This window comes from Paenibacillus amylolyticus, from assembly GCF_050990605.1.
Classification (GTDB): domain Bacteria; phylum Bacillota; class Bacilli; order Paenibacillales; family Paenibacillaceae; genus Paenibacillus; species Paenibacillus amylolyticus_H.
In genome coordinates this window covers 5,281,901-5,302,077 of sequence record NZ_CP158832.1, presented here as the reverse complement: position 1 = coordinate 5,302,077, position 20,177 = coordinate 5,281,901, and the positions used below count along the sequence as shown (strand labels likewise).

Below are 20,177 nucleotides of genomic sequence, written 5' to 3'. Positions count from 1 at the left end.
TGCCCCATTAGAGTCTGCCGTGTAATCCACGTTACGGAACAATGAAGGTATTTCTTCGGCTTGACTTGATTCAGGGTCAGGAGCAATGGAAGAAAAGCGAATAAGGGTGGCACCACGGTCTCACGTCCCTTGCGGATGTGGGGCCTTTTTGCGTCCGCAGAGAATGGCAGGAGCTTTTTAATATACAATCAGGGAGGCGTTATATCTAATGAAAACAGTACTTTCAGGTATTCAGCCAAGCGGTAAGCTCACATTGGGCAACTATATTGGTGCAATCAAAAATTTTGTAAAACTCCAGCATGACTATCAATGTCATTTCATGGTGGTTGATCTTCATGCCATCACCGTGGCTCAGGAGCCAGCAGCATTGCGTGAACAGTCGGAAGCGGTAGCTGCACTGTTTATTGCAGCAGGTATTGATCCGTCGAAATCTAACGTATTTCTGCAATCCCATGTACCGCAGCACGCGGAATTGGGCTGGTTGATGACAACGCTGACCTCCATGGGTGAGCTAGAACGCATGACTCAGTTTAAGGATAAATCATCCGGTAAAGATTCCGTTGGTGCGGGACTATTCGTGTATCCATCATTAATGGCAGCTGATATTTTGTTATACAATGCTGACCTTGTGCCAGTAGGCGAGGACCAGAAGCAGCATCTGGAACTGACACGTGATCTGGCAGGACGTTTTAACCACCGTTATGGGGAGTACTTCACCATTCCAGATCCCTATATCCCACAGGTGGGTGCTCGGGTCATGTCACTTGATGATGCCTCTTCAAAGATGAGCAAAAGTAATCCTAACGCTGGCAGCTATATTGCCCTGCTGGATCCGCCAGATGTTATTCGCAAAAAAATCAGCCGTGCTACTACAGATTCGGGACGCGAAGTCGTATATGATCCGGCAAACAAACCGGAAGTTAGCAATCTGATGAGTATCTACGCTGAATGTGCAGGTATGACGCTTAAGGAAGTAGCTGAGCGTTATGAAGGCAAGATGTACGGTCCATTCAAAAAGGAACTGGCTGAAGTGGTTGTATCTGTGATTGAACCGCTGCAACAACGATATAATGAGATTCGTGAATCTGGCGAATTGGCTGAAGTGCTGGATACGTCAGCCCGTCGTGCAGAAGAAGTTGCTGCTCAAACGTTGGATGCAGTGAAAGAACGTATGGGATTTGTTCCGAGACGTAAACAGTAGTCCTGAACAAGATCTTCATATTTTACACAATGAATAGTTAACACAAATAAAGAGGAGCCCTATTGAAGGACTCCTCTTTATTTGTGCGTTCATTATTGAACTATCAAATGACCTGCTCAAGAAGTCGGCTCTGAAGCAGTCGAGCGAACTTCCTGACGTTCCTTTTTGGCGCGAATCACAAATCCCCAGCCAATGTTGGCAATGGACAGGACAAACAGTAGTGCAGCAAACCAACCGGAGTAGGAGATCATAATTGCTGAAACCGTTAACAAAATAATCGAAGAGAATGCGAACCATAAGGATAAGCCTTTACTCATTGGGAAAAACCTCCATCTACAAATTTAGTAAAACTCCGTATAACCTGTAGCCTACGAGCCATAATAATCTTGCAAGCTTGCAATTACATTACAGACACAGATTGAAAGGAGATTATAAATTATGGCTCAAGGATCTCGTTCTTCAAACAACTTGGTGGTACCTCAAGCGACTGCAGCACTGCAACAATTGAAAATGGAGGCTGCACAGGAACTGGGTGTAACGATCCCACAAGACGGTTACTATGGTAACTACACTTCCCGTGAAACAGGATCTTTGGGTGGATATATCACCAAACGTCTGGTACAAATCGCTGAGCAGTCTCTGGCTGGGTCTGGCAAATAATTTATTATAACCAAACAGCAACAAAACAGGATAAACAGAAAGCCCGGAGCGGAAACGCTCCGGGCTTTCTCGCGAATCAGTTCCTATGTTTGATTGTGCCTTGCCATGCTCACTTCGTCAAGGGCGTGCAGATAAAAGTTTTTTATCCATTTTCTCATCGCTTAACCAGCCTACATACGTATCAATCGTCTCAAAATTCCGATCCATCACAATCACCGCGACAAATGGATATTGTTTCCGGTGTCGATAACGTACATCTGCCCAGCGGACCTTGTAACCGGCAGGCAGTTCTTCAACCTCTGCCACCGCATAGGAGGTGAAATAGAGGAAGGCACTGACTTCCGGTGATTTGCGTGAAGCAGCAACAGCCGCATGAGTAGAAGACGAGGCGTGCAGACTCCATACCAGATTAGAACCATCCATTTTACCGATCACATAACTGCCGTCCTTAACTCGTTTAACCACATGCCAGCGGTTCCAGGATATCGTTGGAATAACGATGTATCTGGCCTGTTCTGGACTGTTGTCGAGACGTCTAACTTTTCTGACTGCTTGTGCACGAGCAATCGTTCGCCATATATAATATAAACCGGTCAAACTATACAACGTAACGAAGAGTGGTGCAGGGGCGATCAGATCAAAGGCCCATAACAGGATAGCTATGACATGGGTAGTGAATAGAAACGGATCAAAAATATGAATGATGTTCCAGGCGATCCAGCGTTCCGTAAAAGGCCGGGCGGCTTGGGTTCCATAGGTGTTGAACAGATCGGTGAATACGTGAAAGCCTACGGCCACAGCGGTCCAAGTGGCAACGTGTCCAATAGGGACACCAGGGAATATCAGTGCAATGACGCCGGTGATGAGCAAAACCCATAACAGGAGAAATGGCAGAGAGTGTGACAAGCCCCGATGATTCCGAATGTAAAGCGAATTGCTTTTGAGACGTAACGCAGTATCGATGTCAGGGGCCTGGGAACCGGCGATCGTGCCAACCATTACCGCAGTTGCAAGCATGGGACTCGCCGTGACGACAGGATCGACATAAGCCAGACCGGCTAGACCAATCCCCATGACAAAATGTGTAGAGGTATCCATAAACGTCTCCTTTGTGTGGTGTATCGTTCTAAGGCACATTACTTCTCTATCTAGGTGATACCCATATATAGTGTATAATATCCGTCTGTCTGGATGCAAAACACCCCTAATCTCCAAAGTTATTACAATTAACAGTATTATACCCAATAAATGTACGTAGTTTGTCAAACTATTTTGGCATTTCCTATGATAAACTTTATATCGGATACAGTGAGAAAAATCGCCAGCGAACGTACGATACTATTCGAATGATATACAACGCTAAAATAATTTATGGGCATTGTTCCTATAAACCGTTACAATAATATAGAATCTCATAAAAAGTAGGTTTCTTTGAATACATATGTCACAGTAGATGGATGAAGCGTAAAAAACGTGATTTTGGGTTCACATATGTATGCGTATTCATAAGAGAAGATACAGGAGGGACGAGGAAGATGCTGAAAAAGTACAAATGGACATGGATGCTGCTCGGGCTCGCACTCATTATGGCTGTGTATCTGATGTGGGGCACCGTATTTGCCAGTAAGGAAAAATTACCCGAGATTCGTGAAATACAATCCTTTTCCATGGAAAATGTAGATGGCAGTACGGTATCACTGGAGGATACTCAAGGGAAAGTCCGATTGTTCTACTTTTATTTCACTAGTTGTCCGGATGTCTGCCCTATTACGACCTTTACGTTATCCCAAGTGCAGGATCTGTTGAAAGAGGACGACACCTTTGGTAAAGATGTCTCGTTTGTATCCATTTCATTCGACCCGAAAGTCGACACCAGAGAGAAGATTAAGACGTTTGCGGACCGCTTCCATGCGGATTATTCCGGATGGTACTTCTTGCGAGGGGATATGGACAAAACAAAACAGTTCGCCAGGGAATCATTCCAGATCCTGATCGATGGGGAGACCAAGGACGATTTTGCCCATATGAACATGATTGGTCTGGTGGATGAGAACAACCAGCTGCGCAAGGTATATAATGCATTTAATACAGAGGACGTTGTGCCTGCTGTGATTGCCGAGGATATTCGCAATCTGATTAAGGAATAACACCTGATCTTCATACTGTAAAGGCTGCCTTCTGGTTATATCAACTCAAAGGCAGCCTTTTGGTATTTCATTTTAATACGAAGGATGTTCAGGGTATTGGATGTATGTCTCTAACCCGGCCTTTTCCAGTTGGGCAATGATATACTCATCAGGTGTTCCTTCCACACCCGCATATCCTCGTCTTGTATACATCTGTACTGCATCCGGGAAAGCATCCCGAAGAACACCTCTAATTTTTTTGCCGGAACTGTCATTATCCATAAATAAAAAGACTTCATCGTAACCGACCTGCTTGCGCAGATTCTCCAACTTAAGGGAATTAAGTGTCCCAAACGTACATAGAATGTTGATTTCGGGTCCAACCAGACGTTTTAGTTTGCTTCGATCATTCTTACCTTCCACAATGACATGAATAGGCATGGTATTCACCTCTTGTTCGAGAGCTTATGTCGACATTCCCCGGGAAATGTTGCAGCGAAAATCGACTGATTATATAAAATGGACTCCTTTCTTTACACTGTTTCACCACACGGACAGGAGCACCTCTGACTTCTAAGTTCTTTTTCACATACATCAGGAATTAATTACTGATTAACAGTGGCCGTTCTGGTTACGGATCGTTCCTTCGATCGCTGTTGTCTCCAAATTTCTGATTGATTTTTTATAGGTTGAAATATGGAGACAAAGGCGAACGCTACCGCTTCTTCGAAATCGATTCCGTCCCCTTCACTACTTCCAATGATCGTCCATACCTAATGATGATATTCAAGAAAAAGATGAAATCTTGAAGACGGCGCTTATGATCGTTTAGCCGCTCCGTTCGTGTGTAAAACGTTAGTCCATTTTATATAGTTTAGCTGTAAATGGGGGAATGATGCAAAGCTAACGAAAATACTGGCCTAATTGCTATATATAGAGGTAAGGAGACAGAGACAGATCGAAATTTAATTTAATATACTTTTGGGATCGGCAAGGGAAGCTTCGCTTCTGGTTGTATAGTATGGAAGCAGCAGCATACCAATCATTAACAAAAGAAACGCGATGAAATAGGGTGATAACCCGACACGAAGTTGCCCGGCTGTTATGGGGCCGATAAAAGAGCCGATGGAGGTGGCAATGGATTGCAGCGAGAAAATGCGGCCCAACTTGCTTCCTCCGCTCAGACGGATAAATAGGGTTGCCATAGCTGGAAAGATAATACCTTTGGACATCCCGAGAACAAATAATACGGTAGACAACGGGATTTGCGGAATGGCTGCCATCACAAAAAAACACAAGGACATTAACAGCACGCCCGAAACCAGACGCAGCTTGGGGGAATACCGATTGAGAAATAACATGCTGAGTGTGAAGAGTGCCCCAATACTGATAATAGAGAACAGCAGTCCGGTAGACATGATGGACGATTGTCCTCCGCCCCGCAGGGGTAATTCGAAGAAGAGAATCCCTTGGGCACAGGCAATAACCAGAGGCAAGGCAAAGTATCGCCAGGACACCGGCAGGAATGCACTTGTGGCATCTGCTGGTGAAACGTCAGGTTTGGCAGGTTCAGTTACTCTCTCCTGCTGCTTGATGATGCCGCGGGGCATGGTCAAGAAAGCAATGACACCTGTGAGAATAAGCAGATAGCCCAAGCCTGAAAATGTGGCCGAGAATCCCATGGAACCCACAATGATCGCACCGGCTGCTGGCGATACCACAGACGCGAGAGTATGTACTACCCCGTGTCCTGACATATACTTCCCCTGTTTCACCGGATCGCTGGATAACTGTGCAAGCAGGGCGAGACATGCGGGAGACAGGAAGGCCAGCACAAAACCGCTGATGGAACGCAGCGCCAGCAGTTGCCATGGTGTCTGGACATAGGCTTGCAGGAGCAGGATGAATCCTGCCCCTAGCAGACTGAATACAATGTAGCGGCGACTGCCATGTTTATCAATTTGGGTTCCGGCAATCAGATTGCCGGGAAGATGCGTTAAGGAATAGATGCCCATCATCCAGCCAATGAAAGTAGGGGCGGCTCCCAGCGAGATGGCAAAAGGGGTCAGAATGGGATACTGGGCGTGCAGATCAAATACAGCAAGGAACAAAAACAGGTATAACCAGATGGCCGTTTTCACATAAGCCCCTCCTTGTTAAGCGATGCATGTGCAAACTACGGTCTTGAACGTGTTCCCGTTCGCCAGCAGAACCTCATGGTACTACTTGTACGCCTGGCGGGACGAACTTAGACCGTTTATTTTTAAGGGAGAGGGCTTAGCTGACAGCAGCTTCGGAAATCATGTATAATATTCGGGAGTGTTACAAATGAATTCTAATACGGAAGGTGTAATCATGAACATAGAAGTAATCAAAGAGTTTCTGATGCAGAACTGGCTGGTGATCGTGGTTGCGTTGATCATATTGTTCTTCGTTCTGAATGTGGTCAAAACCGTGTTGAAATGGTTGATTGCCATCATCATTATTGCGGCTCTACTGATATACAGCGGCATCTCCATTGATCAGATCAAACAGACCGTGACAGACGTACAATCCAGCACGATGGACACATTGAAGAAGGAAGCAACCACCATGATGCTTAAGGAGGCTTCCAAAGCGAAATACGTCAAAGGACAGGATGGAGCGTTCACCATTACAAGTCCCAATGTGGAGATTAAGGGCAGAACTCAATCGGATAAAGTCGATGTGACCTTCCGCGGAATTTCACTTGGCGAATGGAAACTCGACAATGAAACCATACGTACGTTTGTCGAACAGGCACAGGAGAACAAAACAGCACCAGCATCGTAGTAAAGGGGGAATCGGTACGTGCTGCAGAATTGGCTGGACAGCCTGAAGGAATTGAATGGCATCACGATTATGTTGTTACTGATTGTGGCTGCTTCATTATTGCAGGGTTGGTCCAGAGGGGCTTCGCGTTCAGCAGGCAGACTCTTTGGGTTCCTGATGGATGGCATTATGGCGGTTATTGGTATTCTGTTGTCGATCGGTTTAACATTGTGGCTTGCGCCATATGTACAGCAGTGGCTGTCTGAATATGCCTCAGCCATGCCTAATCGTGAGTTGAACCGGTGGGAACAGATGTATTATACGTTGGTTACGGCGATTGCAGATTTTCCGCTGATGCGATTCGCTGTATTATTTGTACTTAGCTATGGACTCATCCGACTTATTCTCGGGTTTCTCTCTTCATTTATTTTCAGCAGCAGGCAGGGCTCAGCCGAGAAAAGTGCGCCTAAAGGTATGTTTAGTCGGTTGACGGGTGCATTCATTGGCACGATCATAGGCTCCGTCCGCGGAATGATTGTCATTGCGGTCTTGTTCATGATCGTCAGTCTTTACCCCGGGAGCATGTTCAGCCGATATGTAGAGGCATCTCCGATCTATATGCAAGGGGCCAAATCGGTTATCGAACCGTTGTCTGGCACATTTATCAAGGACAAGCTTCCCGTATTTACGCAGGCTGTGCAGAAGGAACTGGGCGGCATCCTGCAACGCAAATATGAAGTCATTGACCATAATATTCCGACGGACATTGAATCTGCCGCGCGTGAGGTTGTCAAAGGCCAATCGACAGATGAAGCCAAAGCAAGAGCGCTATATGATTGGGTAGGTTCACGTATTCAGTATGACTATGGTAAAGTGGATGACTATGAGCAAAAGGGCATATGGCATGAACAGAATCCGCAGAATACATTTGATACACGCAAAGGCGTATGTATTGATTATGCCCGTCTCTATGCCGTGATGGCCCGTTCACAAGGACTTGAAGTCAAAGTCGTTACAGGACTTGGGTATAACGGCCAGGGAGGATATGGTCCGCATGCATGGAATGAAGTGTATCTGAGTGATTCCGAGAGCTGGGTTCCGCTTGACCCGACATGGGCGATCAGTGGGGACTGGTTCAATCCTCCGAATTTTGCCGATACCCATCTGAAGGATCAATCAGCTTAGCAATACAACGGACATGGGTCCGAAATATGACGACGTTGCCAGGTTATCATGCCGCGAAGAATCAGTTTGAGCGGTATGCATCAAGTCATGAAAGAGGTAGGATGGATGAAAAAGCATTCCAATGAGAAGGATGAACTTACAGACAAACGGCGCTTTAGCTACCGAATGAACGTATTTTTCTTCGCTTCCTTTGTTATTTTTAGTGTTATTATCGTACGGTTGGCCTTTTTACAATTTGTTGAGGGTCCTGAACTCAGTCAGGAAGAAGCAAGTAACATTACCAAGGATGTACCGCTTCCTCCTGTAAGAGGCACGATCTATGATTCTACAGGTGAGGTGAAATTGGCTTACTCGAAGCCCATTCAGTCTCTATATCTGACGCTGTATAAGAATTATGGGGATGTTGATGGGAAACCGAGTCCTAACATAGGGGAAGTGCAGGATATTGCAACCCGGTTGCATGATGTCTTTGAACAGTACAAATTGAAGGATTCAGAGTCACTTACGGTGGAGAAAATTATTGAAGAGATGGACTTGAACTCCCGCAAAGCAAACGGTTTTATGCCACGTCTGATCAAGAGTGATCTGTCCGAGGAAGAAGTCGCTTATTTCCTGCAGCACAAGGACGAGTTCAAAGGTATTCAGATCGTCGAGGAGAGTGTGCGATTCTACGATCCGGATACGGTAGCGGTTCAGACAATCGGTTATCTGAAGAAGTTCAGAAGTTCGAAGTCCTTGAACAAATACAAAGAGGTGGACGAGGCCAATAAAAAGCAAACGGATCCGGGCCTGGTGTATACGGAGAATGAATTTGTAGGTTTTGATGGACTGGAACTGCAATATCAGGATGTACTGCGTGGCAAAAGCGGATATACGTCCGTCGATGTCGATTTGCGTAATTTGCCTGAAGGTGTGGCTGGTTCTACCCCGCCGGAGAAAGGTTACGACCTGATATCCAGCATTAACAAGAACGTTCAGGTGAAAACAGAACAGGCCATTCTAGATCAGTTGAGCTGGCTTCATCGAAACCCGGTTTCTGGTCGATTACATCCGAATGCAAAGACCGGATTTGCAGTTGCGATGGAAGTGGATACGGGGAAAATCGTATCTGCTGCCAGTATGCCGGATTATGATACCAATGTGTGGAGAACTGGCGGTATAAGCAATGAAGACTACGATAAAATAAAATATATCTATCAAAATGGTACGATCCGAGGCTTCCCGCCTGACGATACAGGCAAGCGGGCTGAGTCTGTAGTTTTGCTCGGTTCCACGATCAAACCGCTTAGTGTATTGATTGGTTTGAAAGAGGGTTTCTTTACGACCAATACCGTTTATCAGGATAGAGGTTCAACGACCTTTGGTGGGGACAACCGTAGAGTACAGAACTCATCAGGGCATGTGTATGGTGCGATGCGTCCACATGATGCGATTCGTCATTCCTCGAACGTGTTCATGATTGACGAGATTGGAAAGAAACTGTACTCGAAGTATGGTGCAGAGGGTGTTGACGTATGGGATAAATATATGGAGCAATTCGGTCTTGGTGTATCTACAGGGGTAGATTTGCCGAATGAGCGGCCTGGTCTCAAAGAATACATGGAAAGCTCCGAGAGTTCCTTGACCAAGTTGGTATATGCCTCCTTTGGACAACAAGGAAAATACACAACCATGCAGTTAGCACAATACACGACGATGCTTGCGAACAAAGGAAAACGGATGGAACCCCAATTGGTTAACGAGTTCCGGGATTCGGAAGGTAATGTGGTTGAGAAAGTTAAACCGAAGGTACTCAGCACGGTAGAGTTTAACGACGCCTACTGGAACGAGGTGCAACGAGGCATGGCTACCGAAGTTTCGGCATTTAGCGGCTTCCCTTATGATTTTGCCAGAAAAACAGGTACATCGACGCAACTTGTCGGCGGTAAACTGGTGGATAACGGGGTATTTATCGCTTACGCACCCCGAAATAATCCGAAGCTTGCTGTCGCTGTGGTTATTCCCGAAGGGGGATTTGGTTCGAGCAGTGCGGCTCCGGTTGCACGTGCGATCTTCGATGCCTATGACGAGGAATTCGGTCTTGATGGTGTACCGAAAAAGGACAAAAATAAAGATTCAGAATCGGAATCAGGCGCACAGTGATGTGTGCATTGATTACAGAGAGGACCCTTGGCGGGTCCTCTTTTTTGTTTTTACAAGGAGAATGGATCGTAAGAGTGAACTATTTAGTTGCATTAATATGTAACCATATGAGCTGTGCAACGTTTATATAAGGGAAGGGTAAACGCTTTTTTGAAGAACGAGATATCGTTGATATGTCAGTGCTTACATTGAAATTGGTAGATTGGTCAATGCAACATTTCTGATTACGAAAATGTAACCAAAAATTGAAAGACGTAACAGCTAACCTTTGGTAGACTTGGATGAGTAAGGATTAAATACCGGATTGAATACGTGCACAATAGGGATGAATTATTTTATTTTTATACAGGAACGGGAGAGGCTTAAAACGATGTTTAACCGATTGAAAAAGAAACCCATGTCCGAGGAAGATGCACCCGTCAACAAGCCTTCCACCGCAAGACTGAATCTGTTTTTTTTCGCGGCATTTGTCATATTCAGTATCCTTATCTTCAGATTAGCCTTTGTGCAATTTGTGGAGGGGCCTGAACTGACGTATATGGAAACGAGTCGTAATACCAAAGACATTCCGCTTGCACCTGTTCGTGGCCCCATCTATGATGCGACAGGTGAAGTGGCACTCGCTTACTCGGAACCTGTACAGTCCCTGTATGTGCTCTTATATGAGGATTATCGGAACGATGAACGCAGGCAGGAAGCAGAGGAACTGGCACATGACTTGGCCGCTGTGTTTAAGCAGTTTAATCCAGGGGACAAGGAACAGCCGGATGCGGAAGAGATCATCAAACGACTGGATCTGGATTACCAGAAAACGTTCGGATATGTGCCGAGGCTGGTGAAGTCGGATCTGTCGACCAAAGAGATCGCTTTTTTCATGGAGAAAAAGGCGGAATATCCAGGGGTGATGGTGCTGGAGGAGAACATACGGAAATATGACCCGGATGGTGTAGCGGTTCAGGTTGTCGGTTACACAAGAGAGTTCAAGCGAGCACCAGACAGCCTTGCCAAATATAAGGCCATCCGCGAAGGGGCAAGTACCCAGCGTGATCCTGGTCTTGTATACCATGAGGAGGAGAAGGTTGGCTTCGATGGATTGGAGCTTCAATATCAGGAAGAACTTCGTGGACGAAGCGGCTACCAGTCCATTGATATTGATGCACGTAATCTGCCAGATGGAACGATGTTACAGACTCCACCGGAGAAAGGCTACAGTCTGGTTTCCACCATTAACAAGGAAATTCAGATGGCTGCACAAGAGGCGATAACGGATGAATTGCGAAGACTTCCCAAGGCAATCACCGGATATGCAGTAGCCATGGAAGTGGATACGGGAAATGTGGTGGCTATGGCGAGTATGCCGGATTATGATCCGAACGATTGGGATTATGACAAAATCAAATATGTATTCCGGAACGGAACCACTGAGTCGTTCCCTCCAAATGATGCCAAGCCTAGTCGTGCTGAATCCGTAGTACTTCTTGGATCAGTAATCAAGCCGCTAAGTGTGCTTATTGGATTGAAAGAAGGACTATTTACAGCCGGACAGACCTATCATGATCCGGGATATGCCGTTTTGGGAAAAGACGGACGGCAAGTGAAGAACTCACATTCTGCTTATAATGGTTCTATTACGGCGAGAAGAGCGATCGAGAAATCCTCGAATGCCTTCATGATCGACATGGTGGGTAAACGTTTGTTAAGCAAATACGGCTCAGAGAAAAGCATCGATGTCTGGCACAAACACATGCAGGAATTTGGTTTGGGTGTATCAACCGGGGTGGATCTGCCAAGTGAATACCTGGGTACACTGGAATATAAAAAGGATCATGAATCAGCTCTAACACGTTTGGCGTTTGCCTCGTTTGGCCAACAAGCCAAGTACACCACGATGCAACTCGCCCAATACACGACCATGCTTGCCAATAAGGGAAAGCGGATGGAACCACATCTGGTGAAGGAAATCCGTGACGCGGACGGCAATGTGGTGAAAGAGATCAAACCTAAGGTGCTTAATGAAGTTGATTTTGCCGATGCGCACTGGAATGAAGTGCATAAAGGTATGGTTACCAAAGTAAGTTCATTTGACGGTTTTCCTTACGATTATGCTCGGAAAACAGGAACATCAGAGCAGGGGACTGGACCGAACAAAAAAGAGAATGGTGTATTTATTGCCTTTGCACCACGAGATAATCCGAAGCTTGCTGTCGCTGTTGTTGTACCGGAAGGTGGGTTCGGGTCAGTCAGTGCTTCACCAATAGCACGGAAAATTTTCGATGCATATGATGAAGTGTATGGTCTCGATGGAACGCCGAAAGGTAAGAAAGACGAAGAGAAAGACAACGAGTAATGTAAAAGAAACGCGGCAGATGTAGCGCTTTTACATCACATCTAACAGGTTAATGAAGTGAACAATATATGAATTTGGACAGGCAGGGGAAATAATCCCTTGCCTTTTTTTTTGGCTTCGGATAAAATTTGCACAAGGGAAACATTATTAGTCTAGATTAAAACTTAATACCTTGTACAACAAAATTAGATGTAGACAAGTATTTTAGGAGAGGGAAAGGGGACGGTTGAATTGTTAATGGTGAAAATGAGGAGTATTCAGAGAGGGGTCATTACGCTAGCCGCTCTGGTCCTGGTTGTTGTACTTTCGGCATGTTCCAGTGATGCAGAGACGAGCAGTGGTGGCAAGCTGAAAGTAACCGCTACAACGGGAATGATCGCTGACGTAGCACGTGAGGTAGGCGGGGCATATGTTGATGTTACCGGGCTAATGGGCCCGGGAGTTGACCCCCACTTGTACAAGGCATCCCAAGGTGATATTCGCAAGCTGGAACAAGCAAAAGTCATTTTCTATAATGGACTGCATCTCGAAGGCAAAATGACAGACATTTTGGAGAAAATGTCCTCAAGCAAACTGGTTACTGCCGTTACAGAGACTATTCCAGTTGAGGAGTTACACTCAGGCAAAGATACAGGCGGTACCGAATATGATCCACACGTCTGGTTTAACGTCAGCCACTGGATGCATGCGGCAGAAGCCGTACGCGATACGCTCGTGGAGGCGGACCCGGACCATGCGGAAGAGTACAAGGCTCAGGCAGAGGCGTATCTGGCGAAGCTCGAAGCACTGGATGCCGAGGTGCGTGAGAAGATTCTGGAGATTCCGGAAGCAAGCCGGGTATTGGTTACGGCGCATGATGCATTTGGATATTTCGGTCAGGCTTATGGAATGAAAGTAATGGGGCTTCAGGGCATCAGTACAGCAGCCGAATACGGTGCAAAAGATGTTAGCGAACTGCGGGATTATCTCGTAGATAACCATATCAAAGCAGTATTTGTTGAATCGAGTGTGCCTGCAAAAGCAATGGAAGCCATCATTGCCGGAGCAGCTCAAAAAGGACATACGGTCAGCATTGGTGGAGAACTGTTCTCGGATGCCATGGGGGCTGAGGGAACGGAAGAAGGCACATATATCGGTATGATTCGCCACAATGTTGAGACGATTGTAGAAGCCCTGAAATAATGAATCACATGAAGAGAGGAGTTACAGGATTATGGAAGATACCACTTTATTGGAACAAACTCCTACGAAACTGAACAACAGTCACTTGCAGGGAACGCAGCCAACATCGGCTCCTCTTAGTGTGAGGGATCTGGCCGTTGCATATCACAAAAAGCCGGTGCTTAGCAGCGTATCTTTCGATATTCCGGAAGGACAGCTCATCGGTATTCTTGGCCCAAATGGTGCAGGAAAATCAACACTGATCAAAGCTGTGCTAGGATTGGTACCGAAGATGCATGGTGAGGTACGAATCTTCGGACAATCGTACCGGGAACAACGTCGCCGTATCGGATATGTACCACAACGGGAATCGGTCGACTGGGATTTCCCTACGCATGCGCTCGATGTGGTGATGATGGGACGGTATGGTCATCTGGGCTGGTTCCGTCGTCCGGGGAAAAAGGAGCGGGACTTGGCGGCACACTGCCTGGAGCAAGTAGGCATGGGTGATTACATGTACCGCCAGATCAGTCAGCTGTCCGGTGGACAGCAGCAACGTGTCTTTCTGGCGCGGGCACTCGTACAAGACGCAGATCTGTATTTCATGGATGAGCCGTTTGCAGGTGTGGATGCTACCACGGAGAAAGCGATCATTTCCCTGTTGGAACAGCTGAAGAAACAAGGCAAGACGGTACTGGTTGTTCACCATGATCTGGCGACAGTTGAGGAATACTTCGACCATGTGCTATTGCTCAATGGACGTCTGGTGGCAGGTGGGCCGACAAGTGAAGTATTTGTACCAGATACACTGCAAGAGACGTACGGAGGCCGGATTGCGATGATCGGAAGCCGGACGGAGAAAGGCAAGGTGTAGTGTATGTGGAACTGGATCGTTGCCATCTTGTCTGACCCCAATACACGTTGGATATTGCTTGGCTGTCTTTTGCTTGGATTCAGTAGCGGGATTATTGGCTCCTTCACCTTCCTTCGTAAGCAGAGTCTGATGGGGGACACTCTTGCTCATGCTGCTCTGCCTGGGATCTGTATTGCATTTATGTTGACGGAGACGAAGTCCGTAGGCTTATTCCTGTTCGGTGCTCTGGTGGCCGGCATCGTCGCTACCTTCGGAATTTCGTGGATTACCCGCTACTCCCGGATCAAGCAGGATGCGGCGATGGGCATTGTGCTGACCGTATTTTTTGGGGTTGGCGTAGTGATGCTTACGCGCATCCAACATGGGGCGAGCGGAAGCCAAAGCGGACTTGATAAATATTTGTTTGGTCAGGCGGCATCCATGGTCATGACAGATGTGTATGTCATGGGTGGTGTATGTCTCGTATTGCTGATTGCCTGTCTGGCTTGGTTCAAGGAATTCAAACTGGTGAGCTTTGACCCCGGATTTGCGCGTGGTATGGGACTACCAGTGGCCATGTTGGAGCAGCTCATCCTGCTCTTGACGGTGATCGCAGTGGTGGCCGGGATTCAAGCCGTTGGTGTGGTGCTTGTTGCAGCTTTGCTGGTAACTCCGGCAGCAGCGGCACGTTGCTGGACCGACTCACTCGCTCTGATGGTGGTGTTGGCAGGCATATTTGGTGCATTGAGCGGTGCAACAGGGACCATCTTTAGCACGCTTATCCCTAATCTGCCGACGGGACCTGTAACCGTTCTTGCGGCTACGGTGCTCTTTGCCGGATCTGCCTTGTTGGCTCCGCGTCGTGGATTATTAGCAAGGCGGTTGCGCAGTATTCAGGCCAAGTCCGCGTATATGCGTGAAGAGCGGGCTACACTTCAGACGCTTGCCACACAGCGAAATCAGCAGGAACGGGGGGAGATGTAATGGCAACGTTTTGGATTATTTTGACGGCCGTATTGGTATCTTCTGCCTGCGCTATCCTCGGTTGTTTTCTGATTCTGCGACGAATGGCTCTGGTTGGTGATGCGATCAGCCATGCGGTTCTCCCCGGTATTGCAATTGCTTTCCTGTGGAGCGGTTCCAGAGATTCATTGTGGATGCTGCTCGGCGCAACGGTGTTTGGATTACTTACGGTGTTCTTCATACAGAGTTTACAGGCGGGTGGACTCTCGTCTGATGCCTCGATCGGAATTGTGTTCACAGCACTCTTCGCAGTAGGTGTCATTCTGATTAGTCTGAACGCCCAGCATATTGATCTGGATCTGGACTGTGTCTTGTTTGGTGAGATCGCTTATGTACAGTGGGATACACTAACCCTTGGAGGTACAGATGTCGGACCGAGGGCGGTCTGGATGCTGGGTATCACTTTGCTGGTCATCCTCGTTGTCATTGGGCTGTTCTACAAACAGTTCAAGCTATGTGCCTTTGATCCGGCGCTGGCTGCGGCCTGCGGCATTCCAGTGGTATTGTTCCACTATCTGCTCATGGGACTCGTTTCCATGACTTCCGTAGCTTCATTTGAAAGTGTTGGTTCGATTCTCGTGGTGGGCATGCTGATTGTTCCTGCGGCGACAGCTTACCTGCTCACCGATCGACTGGGCAAAATGATTCTGTATGCCGTCCTGATCGGGGCAGCTTCCTCGGTTGGAGGGTACATCATGGCATACGCCCTGGATGCTTCCATCGCGGGCTGCATGGTGGCCGTTGCTGGGATTTTGTTTGTTCTCGCACTTCTGCTCTCACCGAAACATGGCATCGTATTCCGTTACGCTCGTCGCAAATTCGCGGCACGTTAATTCATAGAGATTGTCAGCCGCCTGCCTTACAGGCGGCTTTTTTTATTGGACTGTAAACGAAGAAAAATTCAATAGCAGCCCCTCCTGCTGGAGTGAGCTGCTATTGGGATGCCTAAAGAGTGGCTATGCGGTAGATGAATATAACAATCCTTACGGTTTCAAAAGCACCCGATGAACCCCTTGGCTTCCTCCAGGTGCGGTTCCGAGATATAAATATTTTCCTTGGCTTACGGCCGTGGTAATGCCATACAATGTTCCCTCAGGATCATGCCAGCTATTCACAAGTTCTCCTTCTGGTCCATATTCTGCGACAAGTCCATGTTTAACCGGCGCGCTGGCTCCATTTAACAAGGCCTGTGGAACTTTGGACATCGTTGCCGCTAACCAAGGATGACTATGCATGTAATCGGCAAAAGGCAGACGGGTTGTGAATATCCCTACCCAGAAGTGTCCCTGAGCGTCACGTGTGATATTGTCCGGAAACCCAGCCAGATTCTCTGCAAAAATATCAGAGGTACCTTGTTTGGGCCCCTTCAGCCAGTACCGGGTCAACTGATAATGATATGATTCGGCTACAAGCACGAAATCTTCTTCGGCAGACAATACGACCCCATTGGCAAAATATAAATCCTCAAGCAGAACGGTCGTCTGCTTGGTCACCGGATCATATTTCAATAATCGTCCATGCGGTTTATTCTCGGCAATTTCTTTGAACATGACCTTACCATAGTTAGAGGTATCGGAGAAATAAATCGATCCGTCTTGGGCGATGTCCAGCTCATTTGCCAGGTAGATCGGCCCTCCATCTACTTCAGTGGTTAGTACTTCGACATCTCCGTTCGGGTCAATGGACAGCAGTCCTTTCTGAATATCTGCCACAATCAAATTCCCTGTAGCATCAAATTTCAATCCGTTAGGTGTACCATGGGTATCTGCGAACACCTCGGCTGGCTGCGCTTTGCCCTCCGCGTCAAAGGTCACTCTGTAAATTTTTCCGTCCGAGTCACCCGTATACAGTCGCCCTTCTTTATCAAAAGTGATAAATTCCGGGAACTTCGCGCGGTCAGTAACCAATTCAGCGGAGCTAAGTTTGTTGTTCTCTTTCCAGGGACCCTCCTTCTCAAAAGAAGGAGCAGTAGGTGCAGACCAAGCAGCAGGTTCCACCGTGGCGGGCATCAGTAGAAATACAACGATGCCCAGCACAATTCCCCCGAGCAGAGTCAGGCTCCACCTACGAAATTGTTGACCCGTGGATCGGTTGCGTTGTTTTTGTTCTGTTGACATTATTTATCCTCCTAATATTGTTTGCGGGGGCGGAACATGCCCCCAATCAGCCGCAGACTTTGTCTGCATGGCGCGGATCTCTACTCTGAAAACGAAGTTTTCTAACGGAAACAATGTTACCGATTTTTCAAAAAAATAAATACTTCACATATGGTAATGATTTTTTGGTAACATTGTTTCCTGTTAGAATCATAGTAACCAAATGGATACATACGTGTCAAACTTTTTTTCAGCGTGCTTGATTTGTTGACAACTTTTCTGTAAATGGTTAGAATGCCTGTTACAAGTCGGTAACTATGTTGCTGGTGAGTAACATGATAACCGAATGAAGGTGATCCTTATTAGTAACGAAGGCAAGCCCTCACCATCCACGGAGCGGGCATTAAAAACATATCAGGAAGCACGTCTGCAAAATACAGAAAATCTCCGTAAGCTTGTGGTTGAGGCGGCTGCAGCCATTTTACAGGAAGAAGGACCAGAGGCCGTCACTGTGCGTAGAGTATCGCAAAGGATGGGCTGTTCCACCAAGATCATTTATAGTTTGTTTATCAATAAAGAAGGTTTGGCCCAGCAGCTGTATCTGGAGGGCTGCAAATTGCTGGCTCGAAGTTTTGAAGAAGTGCCGCCCTCCTCTGAGCTCTTGCAGCAATTGTTGGATTTGGGTGAAGCCTTCTGGCAGTTCGCGCAGGATTATAGCAGCTACTACAAGCTGATGTTCGGAGGAGCTTTTGCTGAGTTCAAGCCGGATGCAGAGAGTATGCAGGGAACGATGACAGCCATACACCGTTTGCTGATTCTAATTAACACCGCCCAGCAGCAAGGGCAGATTTCGGACCAGGAAGAGACGAGAACTCTTGTCAGCACCATATGGGCATCGCTGCATGGTGTAATCCACTTGTATATGGGTGGGTTCCTAGGTGATGTTACGTCTGCTCATACCGTATACAAACAAACAATGGATCTGATGTCCCATGCCTTGTTTGCAGCTTCCAAGGCAGATAGAGAAGAAGGCAAAAAATGATTGCTTTCATCTTGGCTGTGGGCTAGGCTGGAAACTTCCAGAGTGACAAAGGTTAAGCTAAAGCGGTTCATCCTGTTAGGGGTGGCCGTTTTTTTTGGTTTAGGAATTGATACATTACATAAAATGTAATAACTTCGAAGTTTAATCCTGAGCGGGTTATTTTGTTGCATACAGATGATCTGTGGTAAAATGTCGTTAGCTGTGACGTCCGGAGCGTCCGTTTTTGCGGATGCCGGGCGATCTTGTTGTGAAAGAATGTGTACAATTAGGGAGAAATAGAGAGACAACCTAGGAGGAACTACTGTATGAGTGAACTGAAATACAAATTGCTGGCACTAGATATGGATGGAACATTACTTAACGATAATCATGAAATTACACAGGAGACCGCAAAGTGGATTCAAATTGCCATTCGTCGGGGTGTACATGTGTGCCTTTCTACGGGAAGAGCGGTATTCCACGCGATGCCTTATGCGGTCCAACTTGGACTGGAGACACCGATGGTGACCGTAAACGGTAGTGAAGTCTGGAAAGCCCCGCATGATCTGCACATGCGTCATCTGATGGACCCGGCATTGATTCGTCAAATGCAGGAGATCGGTGAGAAATATAACAGCTGGTACTGGGCATATTCCGTGGAAGAGTTATTCAACCGTGATCGCTGGACGGACAATATTGAAGGTCTGGAATGGTTGAAATTCGGCTTCAATACCGAAGTGGATGAAGTGCGTCACCAGATCATGATGGAACTGCAACAAATGGGTGGTCTGCAAATGACCAACTCCTCACCCGTTAATATTGAGATCAACCCTGCCGGGGTATCCAAAGCGAGTGGTGTAGCGGAAGTCTGCAAGTTGCTGGGCATCGAGATGTCCGAAGTTGTTGCTGTTGGAGACAGTCTGAATGATCTGGCTGTCATTGAGGCCGTGGGTCTTGGAGTAGCAATGGGTAATGCGCAGGAGCAGGTGAAGGAAGCGGCTGATCTGATCGTAGCGAGTAACAATGAAGACGGCATCGTCGAAGTGATCCGTGAACATATTTTGAAGGGGGAGTAACCTTTGCTCGCAACCATTGCCTGGATTTTAATTGTGCTGCTGTTTGCTTTGGGGATGGCTGGAACGGTATATCCCATACTGCCTGGTGCTGTAGCTATTTTCTTCGCGTTTCTGGTCTACGGCTGGTTCTTCAGTTTTGATCCGTTCGGTGTATGGTTCTGGATCATCCAGATTCTGATTGTGGTTGTGTTGTTTGTGGCTGATTATGTCGTCAGCGCATGGGGTGTGAAGAAGTTCGGTGGCTCCAAGTTATCGACCACGCTGAGTACCATTGGTGTTATCATTGGTCCATTTGTCATTCCAGCATTCGGACTGGTATTGGGACCATTTATCGGTGCTTTTATCGGGGAACTGATCGGAGGGTCTTCACCTTCCAAAGCGTCGAAAGTTGGATTTGGTTCCGTCGTGGGGCTATTTACGAGTACTGTGATGAAAATTATTTTGCAAATTGTCATGATTGTTCTCTTTATTATCTGGGTGGTAAGATTCGCCTAAA

Annotated in this window: 19 protein-coding genes and 1 other annotated feature (1 of these 20 cut by a window edge); of the genes, 14 read left to right on the top strand and 5 right to left on the bottom strand. The window is 47.0% G+C overall.

All coding sequences use genetic code 11. The annotated features are described in order from the left end of the window. Positions 1 to 133: a binding site (T-box leader), on the top strand; it begins 136 nt to the left of the window's first position. A 75-nt stretch (positions 134 to 208) separates the two neighbouring features. After that, positions 209 to 1,201 (top strand): tryptophan--tRNA ligase, encoded by a 993-nt coding sequence (trpS, locus tag ABTV53_RS23305; protein ID WP_307542251.1) that lies wholly within the window; start codon positions 209 to 211, stop codon positions 1,199 to 1,201. Between the two features lie 116 nt (positions 1,202 to 1,317). Here trpS and ABTV53_RS23300 read toward each other — a convergent pair whose 3' ends face one another. Continuing rightward, complete coding sequence (locus ABTV53_RS23300) at positions 1,318 to 1,518, bottom strand: hypothetical protein (protein WP_433747015.1); 201 nt, start codon at positions 1,516 to 1,518, stop codon at positions 1,318 to 1,320. 121 nt (positions 1,519 to 1,639) lie between these two features. On the opposite strand from ABTV53_RS23300, the gene ABTV53_RS23295 reads away from it, so the two are divergent. Continuing rightward, on the top strand, positions 1,640 to 1,861 hold the full coding sequence (locus ABTV53_RS23295; RefSeq protein WP_056702318.1) for an alpha/beta-type small acid-soluble spore protein: 222 nt from the start codon (positions 1,640 to 1,642) through the stop codon (positions 1,859 to 1,861). Between the two features lie 117 nt (positions 1,862 to 1,978). Here the strand turns inward: ABTV53_RS23295 and ABTV53_RS23290 are convergent, their stop codons facing one another. Then, positions 1,979 to 2,959 (bottom strand): metal-dependent hydrolase, encoded by a 981-nt coding sequence (locus ABTV53_RS23290; protein WP_433747012.1) that lies wholly within the window; start codon positions 2,957 to 2,959, stop codon positions 1,979 to 1,981. A 437-nt stretch (positions 2,960 to 3,396) separates the two neighbouring features. On the opposite strand from ABTV53_RS23290, the gene ABTV53_RS23285 reads away from it, so the two are divergent. Next, positions 3,397 to 4,008, top strand: coding sequence for an SCO family protein (locus ABTV53_RS23285; RefSeq protein WP_433747009.1), 612 nt, complete (start codon positions 3,397 to 3,399; stop codon positions 4,006 to 4,008). 72 nt (positions 4,009 to 4,080) lie between these two features. Here the strand turns inward: ABTV53_RS23285 and ABTV53_RS23280 are convergent, their stop codons facing one another. Both ABTV53_RS23280 and ABTV53_RS23275 read right to left on the bottom strand, forming a co-directional pair. Next, on the bottom strand, positions 4,081 to 4,428 hold the full coding sequence (locus ABTV53_RS23280) for a toprim domain-containing protein (protein WP_433747006.1): 348 nt from the start codon (positions 4,426 to 4,428) through the stop codon (positions 4,081 to 4,083). A gap of 524 nt (positions 4,429 to 4,952) precedes the next feature. After that, the gene (locus ABTV53_RS23275; protein WP_433747004.1) at positions 4,953 to 6,128 is read right to left on the bottom strand and encodes an MFS transporter; all 1,176 of its coding nucleotides are present in this window, start codon (positions 6,126 to 6,128) and stop codon (positions 4,953 to 4,955) included. A gap of 187 nt (positions 6,129 to 6,315) precedes the next feature. Between ABTV53_RS23275 and ABTV53_RS23270 the strand changes: the two genes are divergently transcribed. The 8 genes from ABTV53_RS23270 to ABTV53_RS23235 all read left to right on the top strand — a co-directional run bounded on the left by ABTV53_RS23270 (position 6,316) and on the right by ABTV53_RS23235 (position 16,321). Then, positions 6,316 to 6,798 carry an ATPase gene (locus ABTV53_RS23270; RefSeq protein ID WP_433747001.1) on the top strand — a complete coding sequence of 161 codons (483 nt, stop codon included), beginning with the start codon at positions 6,316 to 6,318 and terminating at the stop codon, positions 6,796 to 6,798. Positions 6,799 to 6,867: 69 nt separating this feature from the next. Then, the gene (locus ABTV53_RS23265) at positions 6,868 to 7,962 is read left to right on the top strand and encodes a transglutaminase domain-containing protein (RefSeq protein ID WP_433754330.1); all 1,095 of its coding nucleotides are present in this window, start codon (positions 6,868 to 6,870) and stop codon (positions 7,960 to 7,962) included. A 105-nt stretch (positions 7,963 to 8,067) separates the two neighbouring features. Next, the gene (locus ABTV53_RS23260) at positions 8,068 to 10,104 is read left to right on the top strand and encodes a peptidoglycan D,D-transpeptidase FtsI family protein (protein ID WP_433746998.1); all 2,037 of its coding nucleotides are present in this window, start codon (positions 8,068 to 8,070) and stop codon (positions 10,102 to 10,104) included. Between the two features lie 370 nt (positions 10,105 to 10,474). Then, a complete protein-coding gene (locus ABTV53_RS23255; protein ID WP_433746995.1) occupies positions 10,475 to 12,451 on the top strand; it encodes a peptidoglycan D,D-transpeptidase FtsI family protein in 1,977 nt (658 codons plus the stop codon). 237 nt (positions 12,452 to 12,688) lie between these two features. After that, on the top strand, positions 12,689 to 13,633 hold the full coding sequence (locus tag ABTV53_RS23250; RefSeq protein WP_433754329.1) for a metal ABC transporter solute-binding protein, Zn/Mn family: 945 nt from the start codon (positions 12,689 to 12,691) through the stop codon (positions 13,631 to 13,633). 31 nt (positions 13,634 to 13,664) lie between these two features. Then, on the top strand, positions 13,665 to 14,486 hold the full coding sequence (locus ABTV53_RS23245) for a metal ABC transporter ATP-binding protein (RefSeq protein WP_433746992.1): 822 nt from the start codon (positions 13,665 to 13,667) through the stop codon (positions 14,484 to 14,486). A gap of 3 nt (positions 14,487 to 14,489) precedes the next feature. Next, a complete protein-coding gene (locus ABTV53_RS23240) occupies positions 14,490 to 15,449 on the top strand; it encodes a metal ABC transporter permease (RefSeq protein WP_421891780.1) in 960 nt (319 codons plus the stop codon). Next, the gene (locus ABTV53_RS23235; RefSeq protein ID WP_047841304.1) at positions 15,449 to 16,321 is read left to right on the top strand and encodes a metal ABC transporter permease; all 873 of its coding nucleotides are present in this window, start codon (positions 15,449 to 15,451) and stop codon (positions 16,319 to 16,321) included. Before ABTV53_RS23240 ends, ABTV53_RS23235 begins: the two co-directional genes overlap by 1 nt. Before the next feature lie 150 nt (positions 16,322 to 16,471). Here the strand turns inward: ABTV53_RS23235 and ABTV53_RS23230 are convergent, their stop codons facing one another. Next, on the bottom strand, positions 16,472 to 17,605 hold the full coding sequence (locus ABTV53_RS23230; protein ID WP_433746988.1) for an SMP-30/gluconolactonase/LRE family protein: 1,134 nt from the start codon (positions 17,603 to 17,605) through the stop codon (positions 16,472 to 16,474). Between the two features lie 325 nt (positions 17,606 to 17,930). Here ABTV53_RS23230 and ABTV53_RS23225 point away from each other — a divergent pair, with 325 nt between their 5' ends. The 3 genes from ABTV53_RS23225 to ABTV53_RS23215 all read left to right on the top strand — a co-directional run bounded on the left by ABTV53_RS23225 (position 17,931) and on the right by ABTV53_RS23215 (position 20,176). Next, entirely contained in the window at positions 17,931 to 18,626 is a 696-nt protein-coding gene (locus ABTV53_RS23225; RefSeq protein WP_433746985.1) for a TetR/AcrR family transcriptional regulator, read from the top strand. A 305-nt stretch (positions 18,627 to 18,931) separates the two neighbouring features. Next, on the top strand, positions 18,932 to 19,681 hold the full coding sequence (locus tag ABTV53_RS23220) for a Cof-type HAD-IIB family hydrolase (RefSeq protein WP_076253219.1): 750 nt from the start codon (positions 18,932 to 18,934) through the stop codon (positions 19,679 to 19,681). Positions 19,682 to 19,735: 54 nt separating this feature from the next. Next, complete coding sequence (locus ABTV53_RS23215) at positions 19,736 to 20,176, top strand: DUF456 domain-containing protein (protein ID WP_047841365.1); 441 nt, start codon at positions 19,736 to 19,738, stop codon at positions 20,174 to 20,176. Position 20,177: the final 1 nt, after the last annotated feature.